20 protein-coding genes and 1 tRNA gene are annotated in these 17,306 nt (G+C 54.3%); 10 read left to right on the top strand and 11 right to left on the bottom strand.

All coding sequences use genetic code 11. From position 1 onward, the window contains the following. The first annotated feature begins 73 nt into the window (after positions 1 to 73). Positions 74 to 829 carry an SDR family NAD(P)-dependent oxidoreductase gene (locus M0D42_RS06255; protein ID WP_265020733.1) on the top strand — a complete coding sequence of 252 codons (756 nt, stop codon included), beginning with the start codon at positions 74 to 76 and terminating at the stop codon, positions 827 to 829. A gap of 3 nt (positions 830 to 832) precedes the next feature. Here the strand turns inward: M0D42_RS06255 and M0D42_RS06260 are convergent, their stop codons facing one another. The 3 genes from M0D42_RS06260 to M0D42_RS06270 form a co-directional block, all read right to left on the bottom strand. Continuing rightward, positions 833 to 2,644, bottom strand: coding sequence for an ABC-F family ATP-binding cassette domain-containing protein (locus M0D42_RS06260; RefSeq protein WP_265020734.1), 1,812 nt, complete (start codon positions 2,642 to 2,644; stop codon positions 833 to 835). A gap of 47 nt (positions 2,645 to 2,691) precedes the next feature. After that, positions 2,692 to 3,423, bottom strand: a complete 732-nt coding sequence (locus M0D42_RS06265) for a GNAT family N-acetyltransferase (protein WP_265020735.1) — start codon at positions 3,421 to 3,423, stop codon at positions 2,692 to 2,694. A gap of 67 nt (positions 3,424 to 3,490) precedes the next feature. Then, entirely contained in the window at positions 3,491 to 3,943 is a 453-nt protein-coding gene (locus M0D42_RS06270; RefSeq protein ID WP_265020736.1) for an outer membrane protein assembly factor BamE, read from the bottom strand. A 111-nt stretch (positions 3,944 to 4,054) separates the two neighbouring features. Between M0D42_RS06270 and M0D42_RS06275 the strand changes: the two genes are divergently transcribed. From M0D42_RS06275 to M0D42_RS06310, 8 genes are all read left to right on the top strand, one after another. Continuing rightward, positions 4,055 to 4,609, top strand: coding sequence for a DUF177 domain-containing protein (locus M0D42_RS06275; protein ID WP_265020737.1), 555 nt, complete (start codon positions 4,055 to 4,057; stop codon positions 4,607 to 4,609). A 140-nt stretch (positions 4,610 to 4,749) separates the two neighbouring features. Beyond that, positions 4,750 to 4,956, top strand: coding sequence for a 50S ribosomal protein L32 (gene rpmF / locus M0D42_RS06280; protein WP_265020738.1), 207 nt, complete (start codon positions 4,750 to 4,752; stop codon positions 4,954 to 4,956). Between the two features lie 21 nt (positions 4,957 to 4,977). Further along, positions 4,978 to 6,084 carry a phosphate acyltransferase PlsX gene (gene plsX / locus M0D42_RS06285; RefSeq protein ID WP_265020739.1) on the top strand — a complete coding sequence of 369 codons (1,107 nt, stop codon included), beginning with the start codon at positions 4,978 to 4,980 and terminating at the stop codon, positions 6,082 to 6,084. Then, entirely contained in the window at positions 6,081 to 7,055 is a 975-nt protein-coding gene (locus M0D42_RS06290) for a beta-ketoacyl-ACP synthase III (RefSeq protein ID WP_265020740.1), read from the top strand. The genes plsX and M0D42_RS06290 overlap by 4 nt, the downstream gene beginning before the upstream one ends. A gap of 113 nt (positions 7,056 to 7,168) precedes the next feature. Further along, positions 7,169 to 7,471, top strand: a complete 303-nt coding sequence (ihfA, locus tag M0D42_RS06295) for an integration host factor subunit alpha (RefSeq protein ID WP_265020741.1) — start codon at positions 7,169 to 7,171, stop codon at positions 7,469 to 7,471. Between the two features lie 9 nt (positions 7,472 to 7,480). Beyond that, the gene (locus tag M0D42_RS06300; protein WP_265020742.1) at positions 7,481 to 8,113 is read left to right on the top strand and encodes a MerR family transcriptional regulator; all 633 of its coding nucleotides are present in this window, start codon (positions 7,481 to 7,483) and stop codon (positions 8,111 to 8,113) included. A 62-nt stretch (positions 8,114 to 8,175) separates the two neighbouring features. Beyond that, positions 8,176 to 8,252 (top strand) — tRNA-Pro (locus tag M0D42_RS06305). 56 nt (positions 8,253 to 8,308) lie between these two features. Beyond that, complete coding sequence (locus M0D42_RS06310; protein WP_265020743.1) at positions 8,309 to 9,385, top strand: 2'-deoxycytidine 5'-triphosphate deaminase; 1,077 nt, start codon at positions 8,309 to 8,311, stop codon at positions 9,383 to 9,385. Here the strand turns inward: M0D42_RS06310 and M0D42_RS06315 are convergent, their stop codons facing one another. Beyond that, a complete protein-coding gene (locus M0D42_RS06315; RefSeq protein ID WP_265020744.1) occupies positions 9,386 to 9,913 on the bottom strand; it encodes an Lrp/AsnC family transcriptional regulator in 528 nt (175 codons plus the stop codon). A 79-nt stretch (positions 9,914 to 9,992) separates the two neighbouring features. Between M0D42_RS06315 and M0D42_RS06320 the strand changes: the two genes are divergently transcribed. Then, the gene (locus M0D42_RS06320) at positions 9,993 to 11,138 is read left to right on the top strand and encodes an MFS transporter (protein ID WP_265020745.1); all 1,146 of its coding nucleotides are present in this window, start codon (positions 9,993 to 9,995) and stop codon (positions 11,136 to 11,138) included. Between the two features lie 3 nt (positions 11,139 to 11,141). On the opposite strand, the gene M0D42_RS06325 is transcribed toward M0D42_RS06320, so the two are convergent. The 7 genes from M0D42_RS06325 to M0D42_RS06355 all read right to left on the bottom strand — a co-directional run bounded on the left by M0D42_RS06325 (position 11,142) and on the right by M0D42_RS06355 (position 17,298). Further along, positions 11,142 to 11,324 (bottom strand): hypothetical protein, encoded by a 183-nt coding sequence (locus M0D42_RS06325; protein ID WP_265020746.1) that lies wholly within the window; start codon positions 11,322 to 11,324, stop codon positions 11,142 to 11,144. 75 nt (positions 11,325 to 11,399) lie between these two features. Further along, positions 11,400 to 12,071, bottom strand: a complete 672-nt coding sequence (gene scpB, locus M0D42_RS06330; protein ID WP_265020747.1) for an SMC-Scp complex subunit ScpB — start codon at positions 12,069 to 12,071, stop codon at positions 11,400 to 11,402. Beyond that, positions 12,064 to 12,861, bottom strand: coding sequence for a segregation and condensation protein A (locus tag M0D42_RS06335; protein WP_265020748.1), 798 nt, complete (start codon positions 12,859 to 12,861; stop codon positions 12,064 to 12,066). Before M0D42_RS06335 ends, scpB begins: the two co-directional genes overlap by 8 nt. A gap of 3 nt (positions 12,862 to 12,864) precedes the next feature. Next, entirely contained in the window at positions 12,865 to 13,869 is a 1,005-nt protein-coding gene (nagZ, locus tag M0D42_RS06340; protein WP_265020749.1) for a beta-N-acetylhexosaminidase, read from the bottom strand. Then, complete coding sequence (locus M0D42_RS06345; RefSeq protein ID WP_265020750.1) at positions 13,866 to 14,780, bottom strand: SPOR domain-containing protein; 915 nt, start codon at positions 14,778 to 14,780, stop codon at positions 13,866 to 13,868. Before M0D42_RS06345 ends, nagZ begins: the two co-directional genes overlap by 4 nt. A gap of 119 nt (positions 14,781 to 14,899) precedes the next feature. Continuing rightward, positions 14,900 to 16,645, bottom strand: a complete 1,746-nt coding sequence (argS, locus tag M0D42_RS06350; RefSeq protein WP_265020751.1) for an arginine--tRNA ligase — start codon at positions 16,643 to 16,645, stop codon at positions 14,900 to 14,902. Between the two features lie 50 nt (positions 16,646 to 16,695). Then, positions 16,696 to 17,298 carry a hypothetical protein gene (locus M0D42_RS06355; RefSeq protein ID WP_265020752.1) on the bottom strand — a complete coding sequence of 201 codons (603 nt, stop codon included), beginning with the start codon at positions 17,296 to 17,298 and terminating at the stop codon, positions 16,696 to 16,698. Positions 17,299 to 17,306: the final 8 nt, after the last annotated feature.

Raw genomic sequence — 17,306 nt, forward strand, 5'->3', positions numbered from 1 at the left:
TGGACAGTGGGTATGCGCTTTCTCTATTTGAACACATGTTCATTAACTCGCCCTTTGCGCTCGGAGATAGCCCATGAAAATGTCTGAAACAGCTGCCGTCATCACCGGTGCCGCCTCTGGTCTTGGCGAGGCCACAGCCCGGCAATTCGCAAGCCAAGGGGCGAAGGTCACCATTCTGGATCGCGATGTTGAAAAAGGCCAAGTTATTGCAGCGGAAATCGGCGGTACCTTTGTTGAAACCGATGTAACCAGCGAAGAGTCGGTTAAGGCGGCGATTGAAGCAGCGAAATCCGCGATGGGTAAAATCACTGCCGCCGTGAACTGTGCAGGCATTGCGCCTGCTTCCAAAACTGTTGGCCGTGATGGCGCGCACCCTCTCGGCCTGTTTCAAAAGACCATTGATATCAACCTTGTAGGCTCTTTCAACGTTGCGCGTCTGGCGGCGGAAGCCATGTCAGAGAATGAGGCGGACGAAGATGGCGCGCGCGGTGTGATCATCAACACCGCGTCTATCGCAGCCATGGATGGTCAGAAGGGCCAGGTAGCTTATGCAGCCTCCAAAGGTGGCATTGTGGGGCTTTCTTTGCCAATGGCGCGTGATCTGGGGCGGTCTGGTATCCGCGTCATGGCCATCGCGCCGGGGATTTTCAAAACCCCGATGTTGATCGGCCTGGGTCAGGAGATCATGGACGGTCTCGCGAAAGACGTCACTTGTCCGCCGCGTTTGGGTGAGCCAAATGAATACGCGCGACTGGCGCAGTTCATTGTTGAATGCGGCTATCTGAACGGCGAAGTGATCCGCCTCGATGGCGCGTTGCGCATGCAATAAGGATCAGGCGGTTTCCGCCTTTTCCTCCAGCATTAACCATTCCTCTTCAGCCTCGGCGAGCGCATTCTGGCGCTCGACCAGAGCTTCCGTTGCCTTTTGGAATTTTACCGGTTCTTTGGTGAATAGCTCTGGGTCAGACATGAACTCTTCGAGCTTTGCAATCTCGGCCTGAAGTCGATCCATCACAGCAGGCAAGGCATCCAGGCGTTTTTGTTCCGCAAAGGACAGGCCCAAAGGAGCTGTTTTCTCAGCCTTCGGCTTTTCCTTCTTAGCCTTTGGCTTTGCGGCATTTTCCAGTTTTACATCAGGCTGACGCTGGGCGCGATAGTCGCTCCAGCCGCCCGCATAAACCACAGCCTCCCCATTGCCTTCCATGGCAATGGTCGTAGTCGCCACACGATCCAGAAAGTCGCGATCGTGGCTTACAAGCAGCACAGTGCCGTCGTAGTCATCGAGCAGCTCTTGCAGCAGATCAAGTGTTTCTACGTCCAAGTCGTTGGTCGGTTCGTCAAGCACCAGAAGGTTGCTTTCTTTAGCCATCAGTTTAGCCAGCAACAGGCGGGCTTTCTCGCCACCAGATAGGCTGCGCACCGGTGCGCGGGCTTGGCGTTCATCAAAGAGGAACTCTTTGAGGTACCCCACAACGTGTTTTGGGTTGCCGCGCACCATGACCTGATCAGCTTTGCCTGAGACCCGCATATCGGGATCACCTGTAAGACTGTCCCAAAGGGACATCTCTGGATCAAGCTGCGCGCGGGTTTGGTCAAAGATTGCGGGGATAAGATTGGTCCCAAGCGTGACAGAGCCACTATCAGGCGCCTCCTGCCCCATCAGCATTTTGATCAGCGTGGTTTTGCCAACCCCATTTGGTCCGACAAACGCGATGCGGTCGCCGCGTTGCACAAGGATATCCAGCTTGCGCACGATGGTCTTGTCACCAAAGGCTTTGGCAAGTTCTTTGGCTTCAATGACCTTCTTGCCTGACTTGGGACCGGCCTGAAAATCCATCGCGGCCGCGCCTTGGCGTTTGATTTGGCTCGCGCGTTCCTTGCGCAGCTCTCCAAGCGCGCGCACGCGACCTTGGTTGCGCTTACGACGGGCAGAGATGCCTTCGACGGCCCAACGCGCCTCAGCTTTGATCTTACGATCCAGCTTGTGTCTCGCGACGTCTTCTTCTTCCCAGACCTTGTCGCGCCAGGATTCAAAAGCCTCAAAGCCCTTTTCCTGCCGACGCACCATTCCCCTGTCAATCCAAAGGGTTGCGCGTGTTAATTCACGCAGAAAGGCCCTGTCGTGACTGATCAACACATAGCCAGCGCGGGTTTGTTTAAGTTCATTCTCAAGCCAAGCAATGGCTTCAATATCCAGGTGGTTGGTCGGCTCGTCCAAAAGCATCAGTTCTGGTGCTTCGGCCATAAGTTTCGCCAGAGCGGCGCGACGACGTTCCCCACCAGATGCGGTTTCTACAGTGCGCGCAGGATCGAACTTCAGACCCTCACCAGCGCGCTCCACTTTATACAGTTCACCCGCATCCAGTCCTGACGAAGCGAAATCCCCAAGCGTGGCATGGCCTGCCATATCCGGGTCCTGCTCCATGTATCCAACGGAAATACCCGGCGGCACAACGATGTCGCCTTTATCAGCCTCAACAAGCCCCGCCATGACCTTCATTAGCGTGGATTTGCCAGAACCATTACGCCCCACCAACGCCACCCGGTCGCCCGGTTGCACAACGAGATCAAGGTTATCAAAGACAGGATCGCCCCCGAAGGTCAGCGAGATGTCGTTCATCTGCAATAAAGGTACACGTGCCATGGGGTTGGGCTACTGCGCCCACCCCGGACCGTCAAGCAGGGAATGCGTCAGGAGGACATCGCCCGCAACAGACGTTTCCTTGCAGGAGGAATCGCCTTGATTTCCAGACCTGTAAAGACATGCAAAGTGTTCATGTCGTGATCAACCACAGCATGGTCAGAAACCCAGCCCCCCATCATCAAATAGGTGCGCAATAGAGGTGGCATTTTGGTTTGTGCCTGTTTCAGATCAGGTTTGCGCCGCAAACGAGCAGCGAATTGAAAAACCTTGGGCGCTTTCATACGCGGCACCCAGCGTTTTGGGGCAAGGTGCTTGTCGCGCAATACCGCAAAACTATCCAGATATGGATCGGTGCTCGTGCCCTTGAAGGATGAACAACCAAAGAGCATTTCAACATTGTTATCATCGACATAGCCGGTCATGGCCGCCCATGCGACGCGCAAAATATCTGGGTCATGCCAGTCAGGGTGAATACAGAAACGCCCCATTTCAACCATAGAGCCCTCAAAGGCTTCCAAAGCGCTGAGTTCATAGAATTGCGCAGAATAGCTGCGAGATATTTCATTGCCTGTTGCGAGCGGCAACATGCGGAAACAGCAGACCAGATCACCTGATTTCCGCTCTTCCACCAAAATATGGTTGCAGATGACATCGTATTCATCGGCGTCCAGGCCATCTAAGCCATGAAATGCCAGATGGCGCAGTGCTTGCGCCGCACGTATATCTGCATCAGATTTCGCCAAGCGGGCGACATAGCGCCCTTTTTTCAAGCCAACCATTGGTCACCTCGTCCTGCTGTTGCTGCACCCGATATAGTGCAGCATGCATGACATTTCAGTGACAGGTCTATTGCAAGATCGCGCTTGGATCGAAATTACCCAAGTTTCCAAGCAGTTGGCGAATGAAGGAAATGTTATTCAAACCGTTGTCAGTCACACGACGCGACAGTGTCACAACCTGACCATCCTCAAGACCAAAACGCTCAATATTGGCCACGGTGCCGTTGGCATTAAACGTTACAGCCAGAAGCTCTCGTGTGGTTTCCTGTGGGCGAAATGGTCCAACTGTTTTGAATTGGCTGCGCACATAGTAGAAACCGCCATCGGTCAACACACCGCCTGCAGTTGGTGTTCCCAGCGTCTCTGAAACGCTTTCACGCGTGTCGACCCCGACAATCACATTGGCGATGTCTTCTTCGGGTGGCATATAGCCATGATTGCGATATTGAGCAGTACAGGCGGCCGCCAAAAGGCACAGAGCCAGCGCACTTGCTTTGAGTGGTTTCAGTTTAAGTTCCATCCCTGCCCTCTTGCCTTCGCATCTTTTGGCTTTTAACGGCTTACAGAAGGAACGACCCATATTCAAGAATGGGTTCTGCTAAGGTCACGAGATTGGAGGGATTATCCCATTATGTCCGATAGAACATCTTCTAAACGTGTGTTTCGCGTGGCTGACTTATCGCAGAATCAGCAGACCAAGTTTCTGATCACCCCTGAATCGGAAGAACTCGCGGAGCTGGCGAAAGCCGTCAAAGTCACTTCACTGAAAAAGCTCCGGTTTGAGGGGCGGATATCTGGTCTTGCGAAACGTGATTGGGGATTGAAAGCAGATCTGGGTTTTACAGTGGTCCAGCCCTGCGTCGTGTCGCTGGAGCCTGTCACGACGCGTGTTGATATTTCTGTCGAACGGCAGTTTGTCGCCGGATATGAAGCGCCTGAAGAAGAAGAATTCGAGCTGACGGATGATGAAAACACCGAAGCATTGGGGTCTGAGATCAATGTCGAGGAAGTGATGCTCGAAGCTTTGGCATTGGCTTTGCCGCTTTATCCGCGCAAAGACAGTGCAGAATTGTCGGAAACCAACTTTACGGAACCCGGCAAAAAGGCCATGACAGACGAAGATACGCGACCTTTTGCTGGCTTGGAAAGCCTACGTGACAAACTGGCTGGAAAAGGTGAAAAATAGGGCTTGCGAAATAGGAATTTCTCACTATTTTCGCGCGCTCATCGGAATTTAGCGTTGGACTTGGCAGCGAGATACGCGTAAAGCCTCGGAACGCTCTGTAAATCGGGCCCCTAGCCCCCTAAAATATTGAAGGTTGCGACATGGCTGTCCAGCAGAACAAAGTATCCAAATCGCGCCGCAACAACCGCCGCGCACATGACGCACTGGTTGCGGGCAACCCAAACGAATGCCCAAACTGCGGTGAACTGAAGCGTCCACACCACGTATGCGCATCTTGCGGCCACTATGACGACCGTGAAGTCGTTGCGATGGCTGACGAAGTCGATCTGGACGAAGACGCAGCATAAGACGGTTCGGATCGCGCCCGAATGTCCGTAGTAAGCGATATCGCCAACACGGGTGCTGGGCGCACCATTATTTCCGTTGACGCCATGGGTGGCGATCGAGGGCCGGCAACCGTTGTTGCCGGCATTGCTCGTTCGGCCAAGAAGAATCCTGATATTGGATTTATCCTGCATGGCCCCCGCGAAGAATTAGAGCGTCTGGTCGCCCGCAAGAAACATCTCGCGGGACGTTGTGAGATTCGCAACGCCGAAAGTGTCGTCTCGATGGATGACAAACCTAGTCAGGTGATGCGCTCTGGCAAGTCGACCTCCATGTGGTCGGCTGTCGAATCCGTGCGTAATAAAGAAGCCGATGTCTGCGTATCTTGTGGCAACACCGGCGCATTGATGATGATGTCCGTGGTGCGCCTACGGAAACTTCCAGGCGTTAACCGACCTGCGATCGCAATTCTCTGGCCAAGCCGGAACCCGCAAGGGTTCAACATTATGTTGGACGTAGGCGCTGACATTCGCGCTGATGAGCATGACCTTCTGCAATATGCATTGATGGGTGCCTCCTATGCGCGCAACGGCATGGGAATCGAGCGCCCACGTATCGGTCTACTGAACGTTGGCACTGAAGAACACAAAGGCCGCGCTGAGCTAAAAGCCGCGCATGAGATGATGGCGAACAACGCGGACATCTCTAATTTTGAATTTGTGGGCTTTGTTGAAGGTGGCGATATACCCGGCGAAGTCGCCGACGTGATCGTCACTGATGGATTCACAGGCAACGTGGCTTTGAAGACAGGCGAAGGCACAGCCAGCCTGATCGGCGAGCTTTTGAGAGAAGCGTTTAAATTCACCCCACTGTCACGCCTGGCGGCCCTACTCGCGTACACATCCTTGCGCCGTCTGAGCAAACGCATCGATCCGCGCCGTGTGAACGGTGGCGTCTTCTTAGGCCTCAACGGAACTGTTGTGAAATCGCATGGGAGCTCTGACGCAACAGGCGTATCTGCGGCCGTGAAACTTGCCTTTACGCTCTCCCAATCAGGCTTCTCAGAAAAACTGGCCGCTCGGGTTGCATCCGCTGTGCAAGTGCAGCAGGATGCCGAGACCTCAGGCGACCAAAACGGACTATCCAAATGACTCTACGCGCCGTCGTCAAAGGCGTTGGGCACTATCTCCCAGACCGCATCGTTCCAAACGCGGAATTCGAAAAAACGCTGGATACCTCGGACGAATGGATTCGCACGCGTTCAGGCATTGAGCGCCGTCATTTCGCGGCAGAGGATCAAACCACTTCTGATTTGGCAGTCATTGCAGCAAAGCGCGCGCTTGAAAGCGCGGGACTTGAACCAGACGACATCGACGCCGTGATCGTCGCTACATCCACCCCAGATCTGACATTCCCATCTGTTGCCACCATGGTGCAGGACAAGTTGGGTATGACACGCGGGTTTGGATTTGACGTGCAGGCCGTTTGCGCTGGCTTCGTTTTTGCTTTGGCAAATGCGAACTCACAAATCCTGGGCGGCATGGCGAAACGTGTGCTGGTTATTGGCGCTGAGACTTTCAGCCGCATCATGGATTGGGAAGACCGCGCAACCTGCGTTCTTTTTGGAGACGGTGCAGGTGCTTTGATTCTTGAAGGCGAAGACGCTGGAGGCACCAATTCAGATCGTGGTGTTCTGTCTGCTGATTTAAACAGCGATGGTCGTTACCGTGACATGCTCTATGTCGATGGCGGCGTTTCCACCACAGGCACCAGCGGCAAACTGCGCATGCAGGGTAACGCTCTCTTCCGTCAAGCAGTTGGTAAACTGACATCCACTGCCGAAGCAGCCTTGGAAAAGGCGGGCCTTACTGACGATGATGTTGATTGGATTGTGCCTCATCAGGCCAATATTCGCATCATCCAAGGCACCGCGAAAAAGCTTGGCATCTCGATGGACAAGGTTGTTGTGACTCTTCAGGATCACGGCAATACCTCTGCTGCGTCCATCCCTCTGGCGCTTTCTGTTGGTGTTGAACGCGGACAAATCAAACCGGGTGATCTGCTTGTCACAGAGGCTATTGGTGGCGGTTTGGCTTGGGGTTCAGTGGTTTTACGCTGGTAACACCTGCGAAAAACGCCATCCTCACGGTATAAACCCTTGAAAACACGTCATTGATATTGACAGGTAAAATTGCTTACCCCTATGTTTGTTCAAACAATTTATAGGGGGATGTCATGGCCGGAAAAACTTTGACGAGAATGGATTTAAGCGAAGCCGTTTTTCGTGAGGTCGGCCTGTCCCGAAATGACTCAGCACAATTGGTCGAGAGCGTTCTCGATCACATGTCAGATTCCCTCGTGAGCGGGGAACAGGTTAAGATTTCTTCTTTTGGGACTTTCAGCGTGCGCGACAAGGCTGCTCGCGTTGGTCGCAACCCTAAGACTGGTCAAGAAGTTCCGATCAATCCGCGCCGTGTGCTGACATTCCGCCCTTCGCATCTGATGAAAGACCGCGTGGCGGCTGGCAACAAGAAGTAAGGCCACCCAATGCCCAAATCCAAAGACGCATTTCGCACCATCAGCGAAGTTGCTGAATGGCTGGACGTTCAGCCACATGTTCTGAGGTTTTGGGAAAGCAAATTCTCGCAAGTACGCCCGGTGAAACGCGCCGGAGGTCGGCGGTACTATCGCCCCAATGACATGTTGCTGATCGGCGGCATCAAGCAGCTTCTGCATGATGACGGCATGACGATCAAAGGCGTGCAAAAACTGTTGCGCGAAAAAGGCATTAAAGAAATCAGCGCCTTATCGCGCCCAATTGACGACGAAGATACGGTGACGATTGAAGAGATCGCTGATCCAGCACCAGTGACTGAAGCTGACCTGTTGGCAGAAGCAAATATTCCAGAAGAAGACGTCGCTGAAATTGAGGCCGTTCAGCCAACTCAGATTGAAGAGGAACCGTCTCCTATTCCAGAGGGCGCCGCGCCGGTTGCTGAGATCAAGACGCCTAGGAAACCACTGGCGGAAGAGTCCCCAGCTTGGGAAATCCGCCGTAAGATACTCGCGCGGCTGACAGAAATTCACACGATAGACGCCGATAAGAAGCCAGCGATTGCTGAGGCCATTGCTGCATTGGCCGAGGTTCAATCCAAACGTCAATGGCATGTAAATCCTTGAGCCGAATTCTGGATTTAAGGACTTGCCCTTGCTCCGCAATCCGTTATGAAGATTTTCACCGTCGGGCTATAGCGCAGCCTGGTAGCGCGTCCGTCTGGGGGACGGAAGGTCGCAGGTTCAAGTCCTGCTAGCCCGACCAACAAAAACGCCTGGGCCCGATCTGTGCTCGGGCGTTTTGTGCATCTGGGGGATGATATGACAGGCGTATTGCCAAGCCAAATCCTTGAAACCATGTTGAAAAATGGTGAAATCCTGTTGGATGAGCCTTTGGTCGAGGGCCAAGTTCAACCTGCAAGTCTTGACCTGCGTCTCGGCAAAACCGCCTATCGCGTACGGGCCTCTTTCCTTGCCGGCGAAGGCAATACGGTCACTGATCGTCTATCCGAATTTGAAATGCATCAGGTCGATCTGAGCGAGGGCGCGGTCTTGGAAAAGGGCTGCGTTTACGTGGTGCCATTGATGGAGGGTTTGAACCTTCCTGAGGGCGTCAACGCTGTGGCCAACGCCAAAAGCTCCACCGGTCGTCTAGATCTTCTGACCCGTACAATCACAGATGGCGGCGTTGAGTTTGATCGCATCCCATCTGGTTACTCTGGTCCGCTTTATGCGGAAATCTGCCCCCGCTCTTTCTCCGTGTTGGTGCGTCCGGGCATGCGGCTCAATCAAATTCGTTTTCGCGACGGTCAAAGTGTTTTGTCTGACGAGGAGCTTACGGCTGTTCATGCTGACACACCGCTTGTAGACGGTGAACCCCTGATTGATGACGGTCTGGGCTTTTCCGTAGATCTCAAGCCTGCCGATGGCACATTGGTTGGCTACCGCGCCAAACCTCATACCGGTGTCATCGATCTTGAACGCATTGGTGAATACGATCCGGCGGAATATTGGGAAGAAGTGCGCAGCGACAACGGCCAGATCATTCTGGATCCGGGTGCTTTCTATATCCTGGTGAGCCGCGAAGCCGTGACAATCCCGCCGCAATACGCTGCTGAGATGGCGCCATATCTCGCCATGGTCGGCGAATTCCGCGTTCACTACGCGGGCTTCTTTGACCCCGGTTTTGGCTTCGCAGATGCTGGCGGTGCAGGTTCACGCGGCGTGCTGGAAGTCCGCTGCCACGAAGCCCCCTTCGTGCTTGAGCATGGTCAGGTTGTCGGCCGACTGGTCTATGAAAAGATGTCAGAATTGCCCGAACAGCTTTATGGCGCGGGTATTGCATCCAATTATCAGGGCCAAGGCCTCAAGCTTTCCAAACACTTCAAAATGGGCTGATCACTTCACCGTATCGCCCTCTGTCAGTTCCTGGGTCACTTCGGCCTGAACACCACGCTCCATGTGCGTGTTAAGCACAACATAGGTGTGCGTCCCGCGCACGCCGGTTTTGTGATAGAGCCGCCATAGAAAGCCTTCCATCGCGCGGGCGTTTTCAACACGAACCTTGAGTATCAAAGAGCTGTCTCCGGTGATGGAGTGGATTTCCTCTACCTCAGGCAATTCACCAAGTTCAAAAACCTCTTTGGTTTTGCCCCAGCCTGATGATTCCACGTGAATGAAGGCTAGAAAATTCTTGCCCACAGCGGCCCCGTCGATCTGCGCCATGGTTCGCTTGATAGCCCCGCTAGCGCGCAACCGTTTAACGCGTTCATGTACCGCTGGTGCAGACAACCCCACGTCCTTGCCTAATTCCGCATAGCTCACGCTCGCATCTTTCGCCAACGCGCCTAATATTTTTCGATCCAAAGCGTCCAGTGGACGCTCGCGGACTGGGTTTTGCCGAAGATTATCTGTTTCTTTTGCCATCGCATTCTTTTCTATTGCCGAACATGGTTCACAGGATCAGTCTATACTCCTAATCCAGTTTTGACTTGAAGGAAATGTTATGACTTTTCTTCTGATGATCGCCGTCGGCTTGATCGGCGCGAACTCACTCATATTGTCTCCGATCGCGGCGGAAGTAGCGGCAGGACTAGGGATCAGCAACCCTGCAGACGTGATGACAGCAGCCGGTGCTTATGGCGCAGGTGTGGCGGTTTCCGCGATGTTTCTCGCCCCCCTCTCAGATCGTTTCGGCGCGGATACAACGCTAAAACACGCATTGATCCTGGTCACGGCTGCTTTGGGTATTACTGCCGCAGCTCCGAATATAGAGCTGCTGATCGCAGGCCAGACGCTTGCAGGCGTCGGGGTGGGTATGGCCTTACCGGCGATCTACACCATGGCGGCGGTCATCGCTGCACCCGGGCAAGAGGCTCAGACGGTTGGAAAAGTTTTGACCGGCTGGACTTTGGCCATGGTTGGCGGTGTTACGTTCAGCGCCTATGGCGCAGAGCTTTTTGGCTGGCGCGCGGTCTTTGCAATTCTAGCCATCGCAATCTTCTCTGTTCTGGTTCTGATGTACGCCATCCGATTGCCAGAGGCTCCACGGTCAGACCGTATCACTTCACCCGTCAGTGCAATGCGGGTTCCTGGCATCACAGGGGCACTCTTTAGCGTCGGTATGTTCAGCCTGGGCTTCTATGGTATCTATAACTACCTCGGCACCCATATCACAGAAAGCATGGGGCGTCCGATCACTGATGCAGGGCTTTACACCCTGCTCTATGGATTGGGATTTGGTTTCGCGATGTTTTTTGATCGCTACTTTGAAAATATCGGTCCACGTCGCGCTTTGGCCGCGATATTTGGGGCCGTTTTCCTGCTGATGACGGGATTTTATCATGTTGTGGATTGGTACTTAGGCTTTGCAGCGCTGATGTTTGCATGGGGTCTAATCAACCACTTTGGCCTCAACATGACCGTCAATCGCCTTACCCGCCTTGATCCGAGCCAGCGTGGTGCGATCATGGGGCTGAATTCATCTGTGATGTACTTCTGCGTCTTCGGCGCGACGCTTGGCTATCGACCGCTGTTTGATAACTGGGGACTTGTTGCATGCATCGTCGCATCCGCGATCATCGCAATCATCGGTCTCGGTGAAACACTTTATGCACGACGCACTGCAAAGACAGCGGGCGTAACAGCTTAAGCCCTAAAATTTAGAAACGCGGCGCACCATCCGCATGGATTGTTTGGCGCGTTTCATGTCCTGTTTGGGAGCATTCTTAGCATTGCCGCCCTTCTTGGTCGCAACTGCATTGATGCCCGCATCCACACCGCGATTTACCAATTGCCGCATAATCCGGCGCAGCACCATATTGACGATTTGGTTCATTTAACTGCCCTTTTCCTGCATTTCGCAGTCTTTTAGCTGTAAAATGCGGCAATTTAACGGCAAGTTAAAACTGAGTTAATCCTCAAAGAGCTCGGATTGTCCTTCATCGGTTTCTTCCGCAAGATCTTCATCTTCCGGTGTTGTTGGCAGCGTTCCCGGTGGCAGACGATTGTCGAGAAGTCCTGCTGCGCGTAGTTCTTTGAGTCCCGGCAAATCACGTGCACTTTCGAGGCCGAATTGGTCCAGGAACTGCTGTGTCACAACAAATGTCACGGGGCGGCCAGGGGTCATTTTACGACGACCAAAGCGGATCCACTCCATATCCAAAAGCTGATCGACCGTGCCGCGACTGACCGAAACGCCGCGAATTTCTTCTATCTCAGCCCGTGTCACTGGCTGGTGGTAGGCAATGATCGCCAGCGTTTCTATCGCAGCACGCGAAAGCTTACGCGTCTCAACCTGTTCTTTCTGCATGAGAAAACCCAGATCAGGCGCTGTCCGGATCGCATAAGCATCCCCGACTTTCACGACCCGCACGCCACGCCCTTCATAACGTTTTCTAAGATGCACCAAAGCCTCTGCCGCATCAGCCCCATGAGGCATACGCCCGTTAAGTTCTTTCACGGTCACAGGCTCAGCACTGGCGAAAAGTATGGCTTCGACCATTCGCTCCTGCTCCCCCATGGGCGGTGCTTCAAAAAGGCTTTCTTCCTGCGGTTCCTGTGTCTGATCGCTCTGGTCAGCCATGGTCATTCTCTTTTTGTCGTAATTCGATTTTGCCGAATGTGCCGTCTTGGCGAAGGTGAACCTTGCCTTCCTTGGCAAGCTGCAAGGAGGCCGCAAAGGTGGCTGCTGTCGCAGAGCGGCGGCGTTTGGGGTCTGTTTCCCAGCCCTCAGGCAGGTAGCTGAGAATATCCGTCCAGGTGCCAGCGTAACCGATCAGCCCACGCATGCGATCAAGTGCTTCTTCCAAGGTGAAAACAGAATCCCGATCCATAACAAAGGGGCGGAATTCATCCTTTGTTTTCAATCGGGCATAACCCTGCATCAAATCCAAAAGGGTCGCCGTATAGGTCACAATCTTGGTTTTGGTGACATCTTCTGGAATGCCGCGCGCAAAGAAGTCGCGTCCTAATCGATCCCGCGCCATCAGTTGTGCCGCAGCATTGCGCATGGCCTGAAGCCGCTCCAATTGGAACGCTAGGTGCGCCGCAAGCTCTTCGCCACTTGGCCCTTCTTCTTCCGGGTCTGGTGGCAGTAGTAGTCGAGATTTGAGGAAGGCGAGCCAGGCCGCCATAACAAGGTAATCAGCCGCTAGTTCAATCCGCAGCTGCTTGGCCTTTTCCACAAAGGCCAAATACTGACGCGCAAGCTGGAGGATAGATATTTTACGAAGATCGACTTTTTGCGTGCGTGAAAGCGTCAGCAACAGATCTAGCGGGCCTTCAAAGCCATCAACATCAACGATCAGGGCCTCAGCCGCCAGACGGTCTGCAACCGCCTCTCGCTTTGCCTGTTCGATGAAATCGTCTGTCATACCCTACCCGCTCAAGTAGCTTTCAAGCTCCGTTGTCAGCGCATCAATGTCAACAGATTTGGGGGCTTTTCGCGCGTCTAACGCTGCCACAGCGCGCTTTTGCGCAGCCTCGGTCATCATTCCGCTGGCGGCAACAACATCCTGCATCTCAGCCATATCGCCGTTACAGTGCAAAACCACATCGCAGCCCGCCTCGATGGAGGCAGCACTGCGCTCTGTCATGGTGCCATCTAGGGCTTCCATCGAGATGTCATCGGTCATGATCAGCCCGTCAAAACCGATCTTTTCCCGGATTATCCCCATCAGAACAGGAGAAATTGTTGCTGGAACGGAATCCAAAGCGTCATAGACCAAATGCGCAGTCATCCCAAGCGGCAGGTCATTCAGCGATTTGAAGGGCGCGAAATCAACTTCCAATTCTTCCGCGCTGGCTGAGACACGTGGCAGATCGAGATGGCTATCCACAACGGAGCGCCCATGACCGGGAATGTGCTTTAAAACCGGCAGTACACCACCATCCAAATGTCCGTCACTCACGGCACGGCCAATCTCGGAAATCGATTTTGGATCAAAGCCATAGCACCGGTTCTTCAAGAATGGATGTGTGCTTTCAGTTGCGACATCCACCAGCGGAGCACAGTTACAATCGATGCCAAGCGCGCGCAGTTCATGCGCCTGAATGCGAGATCGCAGATACATCGAGCGCGCGGCATTCTTTCCTGCCCTTTCGATCTGATCCAAGGGTGGCAGCCATTCGCGTGCCAGGGGCTCTCGCAAACGCTGAACACGGCCACCTTCCTGATCAATTAGGATTGGAGCGTCATAGCCAACCGCTTCGCGAAGCTGGTCGCAAAGCGCGCGGATTTGATCTGCATTGTCAATGTTTCGGCTGAACAGGATGAAAGCAAAGGGCTTTGCCTCAGCAAAGAAGGTGCGTTCAGATGAGGTCAGAGCCAAGCCTTCACAGCCAAGGATCGTCGCACCAAAGCGGCTTGCCTGCTGGGTCAACGGGTAACCACCGGAATACAGTCAGCGTTTTCAGCTTTTAGCGCGGAACAGAGACGACGCGCATCGCTTAGATCGGCAAAGCCCATCGCGCGCAGGCGATAGAATGTCCGCCCGCCACTGGTGGCCTTTTGCACGACTCGTTTCTTGTCGCCGAGATAGTCGCCAAATTTGGTTTGCAGCTTGTCCCATTCAGCGCGAGCGATATCTGGGCTTGCATAGGCGCCCAGTTGGACAAGACGTGTGCCGGCTGGCAGAGTTTCTGGTGCAACATCAACGGAAACAGAGGCCACAACCTCTACCGGTGCAGGCGCACTGAATTGAGATGGGCGCAGCTTAGGCCGCAAAGATGTGCCTAAACCTTCTTTTACAACGGCGACTGCTGCTTCGGGCTTTGGTTCAGCAACTGGCTCTAGCTCGGTCAAAGGCGTTGCGTCAGCTACGATCTGGTTCACCAGCGCATCTACATCACCCGGTTGTATCGGAGGAGGCGCAGAAATCGCTTCTGGCGCCGCTGCAACGGTTGTCTCTTCAGAAACTGGCGGCGCGGTAACCGCCACATCTGTACCAGCCGCTGGCTCGTCAGTGTCATTCAGTTGAATCGGAGGTGGCGCAAGCACCAAGCGGTCTGCAGGCGCGGCAGCTGTGCCTTCTGCGGCCACGCTATTGACTGCAAGACCCTGATGAGCTGCCTGCTGTCCGCCGGGATCAACTGGTTGCTCGCGCATTGGACCTTCAATGGCGCGCACGACAGGAACACCGGTTACGTCACGTACAAGAAGCTTGTAGCCCCAAACACCGGCTCCAAGGATCAATCCAAGGGAAACAACCGCACCAGCCCAATTGGCCAGACTACCCACAATCTGAGGGGACCCTGCCTGCGGAGCGGAACCGTTCATCGGGATTTGTGCCATGCTCGCCTCGTTTTCGATTTCAGGACTGACTTCCACAGGAACTCAGAACCAAAACCCGGATCCGACGCGTAAAATCGTCGGGGTTTGTTGCCATTGCCTCAACCCCGACGTCTTGTGCTTTAGCGCATCTCTTGTGCCGGAGTTACCCCCAAGATACCAAGTCCTGCGGAAATAACAATGGCGACGGCGCGCGCTAGGGCGATTTTCGCCTGTGTGGCTTGAGCATTATCTTCCTGAACAAAGCGCAGCTCAGGCTTGTCTTTACCTGTGTGGTAAAGGCTGTGCAGTTCGCTTGCGAGTTCATAGAGGTAGAAGGCCACGCGATGCGGTTCGTTGGTCCGGCCTGCGATCTCAACCAGACGTGGCCATTCAGCCACTTTCTTTGCAACCGCGATCTCTGCCGGATCAGCCAATTTGGACAGATCAGCCGCCGCGATCGTTGCATCAGCAACATCGATACCCGCTTCCGCGGCTTTCTTGACCGCTGAACACACCCGCGCATGGGCGTATTGCACGTAGAACACCGGGTTGTCCTTGGATTGCTCCAGAACCTTATCGAAATCAAAATCCAGCGGCGCGTCGTTTTTGCGGGTCAGCATCACAAAGCGTGTAACGTCAGAGCCAACCTGATCCACCACATCACGCAGGGTCACGAAGGTGCCTGCCCGTTTGGACATCTTGAACGGCTCACCGTTTTTAAAGAGCTTCACCAGCTGGGTCAGCTTGATATCAATTGGCGTCTTGCCATCAGATAGCGCAGACACAGCCGCTTTCATCCGCTTGACGTAACCCCCGTGGTCTGCCCCGAAGATGTCGATCAGCAGGTCAAAGTCGCGAGACACCTTGTCATAGTGATAGGCAATGTCAGGCGCGAAATAGGTCCAGGAGCCATCGGATTTCTTCACAGGACGGTCAACGTCATCACCATGATCGGTAGAGCGGAACAGGGTTTGCTCCCGTGGTTCCCAATCCTCAGGCTTTTTGCCTTTTGGTGGCTCCAGCACACCTTCATAGATTAGACCTTTGTCTTCCAATGACTTCAGCGCCGCTTCAATACGGCCTGTGCCGTAAAGTGACTTCTCCGAATAGAAGACATCCATCTCGATGTTTAGTTGTTTCAGATCAGCCCGGATCAGATCCATCATCTGCTCGGTCGCGTACTCCCGCACTTCTGCAAGCCACACGCTTTCGTCCTGGCCTACGTAGGCATCGCCGACTTTATTCTTCAGGGCTTCGCCGACCGGGATCAGATAATCACCCGGATAGGTACCATCCTCAAACGCAACCTCCTGGCCGTGCGCTTCGAGATACCGCAGGTAAACAGAACGCGCGAGCACATCGACCTGCGCGCCACCATCGTTGATGTAATATTCACGGGTGACGTCATAGCCTGCGAAATCCAGCAGAGACGCCAATGCGTCCCCAAAGACTGCGCCACGGGTGTGACCGACGTGCAAAGGACCGGTTGGGTTCGCAGAGACATATTCCACGTTCACCTTCTTGCCCTGCCCCATCTGAGACCGGCCAAAGCCATTGCCTGCTTCCAGAACCGCTTTCACCAGATCACGCCACAGAACTGGCGCGAGACGCAGGTTCAAAAAGCCCGGACCTGCCACTTCGGCCGTCTCCACACGTGCATCCGCCGCCAGTTTCGCCGCCAGCGCCTCTGCAATGTCGCGCGGTTTCATCTTGGCAGGCTTCGCCAGCACCATCGCAGCATTCGTGGCCATGTCACCATGGGCAGCGTCACGTGGTGGCTCCACGGCAACATTGGTGAAATCCAAACCTTCCGGCAGCGCGCCCTCGCCCTGCAAAGCGGTCAATTGCTCGATCACCAGACCACGGATTTCAGAAAACAGGTTCATCGATTACGTCCTTATGCTTTGCAGGCGGTTTACCACCGCCAGCGCGCCCGTCAATGCGCCGCAGAAGCAATTGGGATGTGTACGCCTGTAAAATTGTCCCAACCTGCCTGAACGGCAACACTTACAGCCTTCGCCATAGAAGAGGCCGAGGCCCCCTGTTCTGGCCGCAGTACATTATAGGTGACCCGCCAGCGCGCCCATTTATCACCCAGAGTCTCGGCAAGCTTCAATTGCCCAGATTCTGCAACCTGGGTCGCGACGTCATCCTTAGGGTGGCTCTTGGGGATAATCGAAATGACACCCCCATCTGCGGACATCAAGGCAGGCTCAAAGGCCGCCAGCATTGCTTTGCAGGTTTCAAGGCGTTGCAGCGGCTTTCCGGCATCTGACAGAGCGATAAGGTCAAGAAAAACATCGATCGGTTCTTCACCCCAGATATCGCCAACAAAGGTGCAGGTTTTCGCATCCAGATGACCAACGGGAAGAGGTTCAATCAAAGATGGACCCTTTTGCGCCATTGCCATGAGCTCATCAGCGTCCACATCCATCAGAATGACCCGCGCTTCGGCACGCTCCAGAACTGGCATCAAACGCCAGGTCAAATCGGTCGCAGCCCCTGCGATGAACACCGTCTTGTCCGCGAAAATCTCCATCTCTGCGG

The sequence above is a fragment of the Cognatishimia activa genome, from assembly GCF_026016445.1.
Classification (GTDB): domain Bacteria; phylum Pseudomonadota; class Alphaproteobacteria; order Rhodobacterales; family Rhodobacteraceae; genus Cognatishimia; species Cognatishimia activa_B.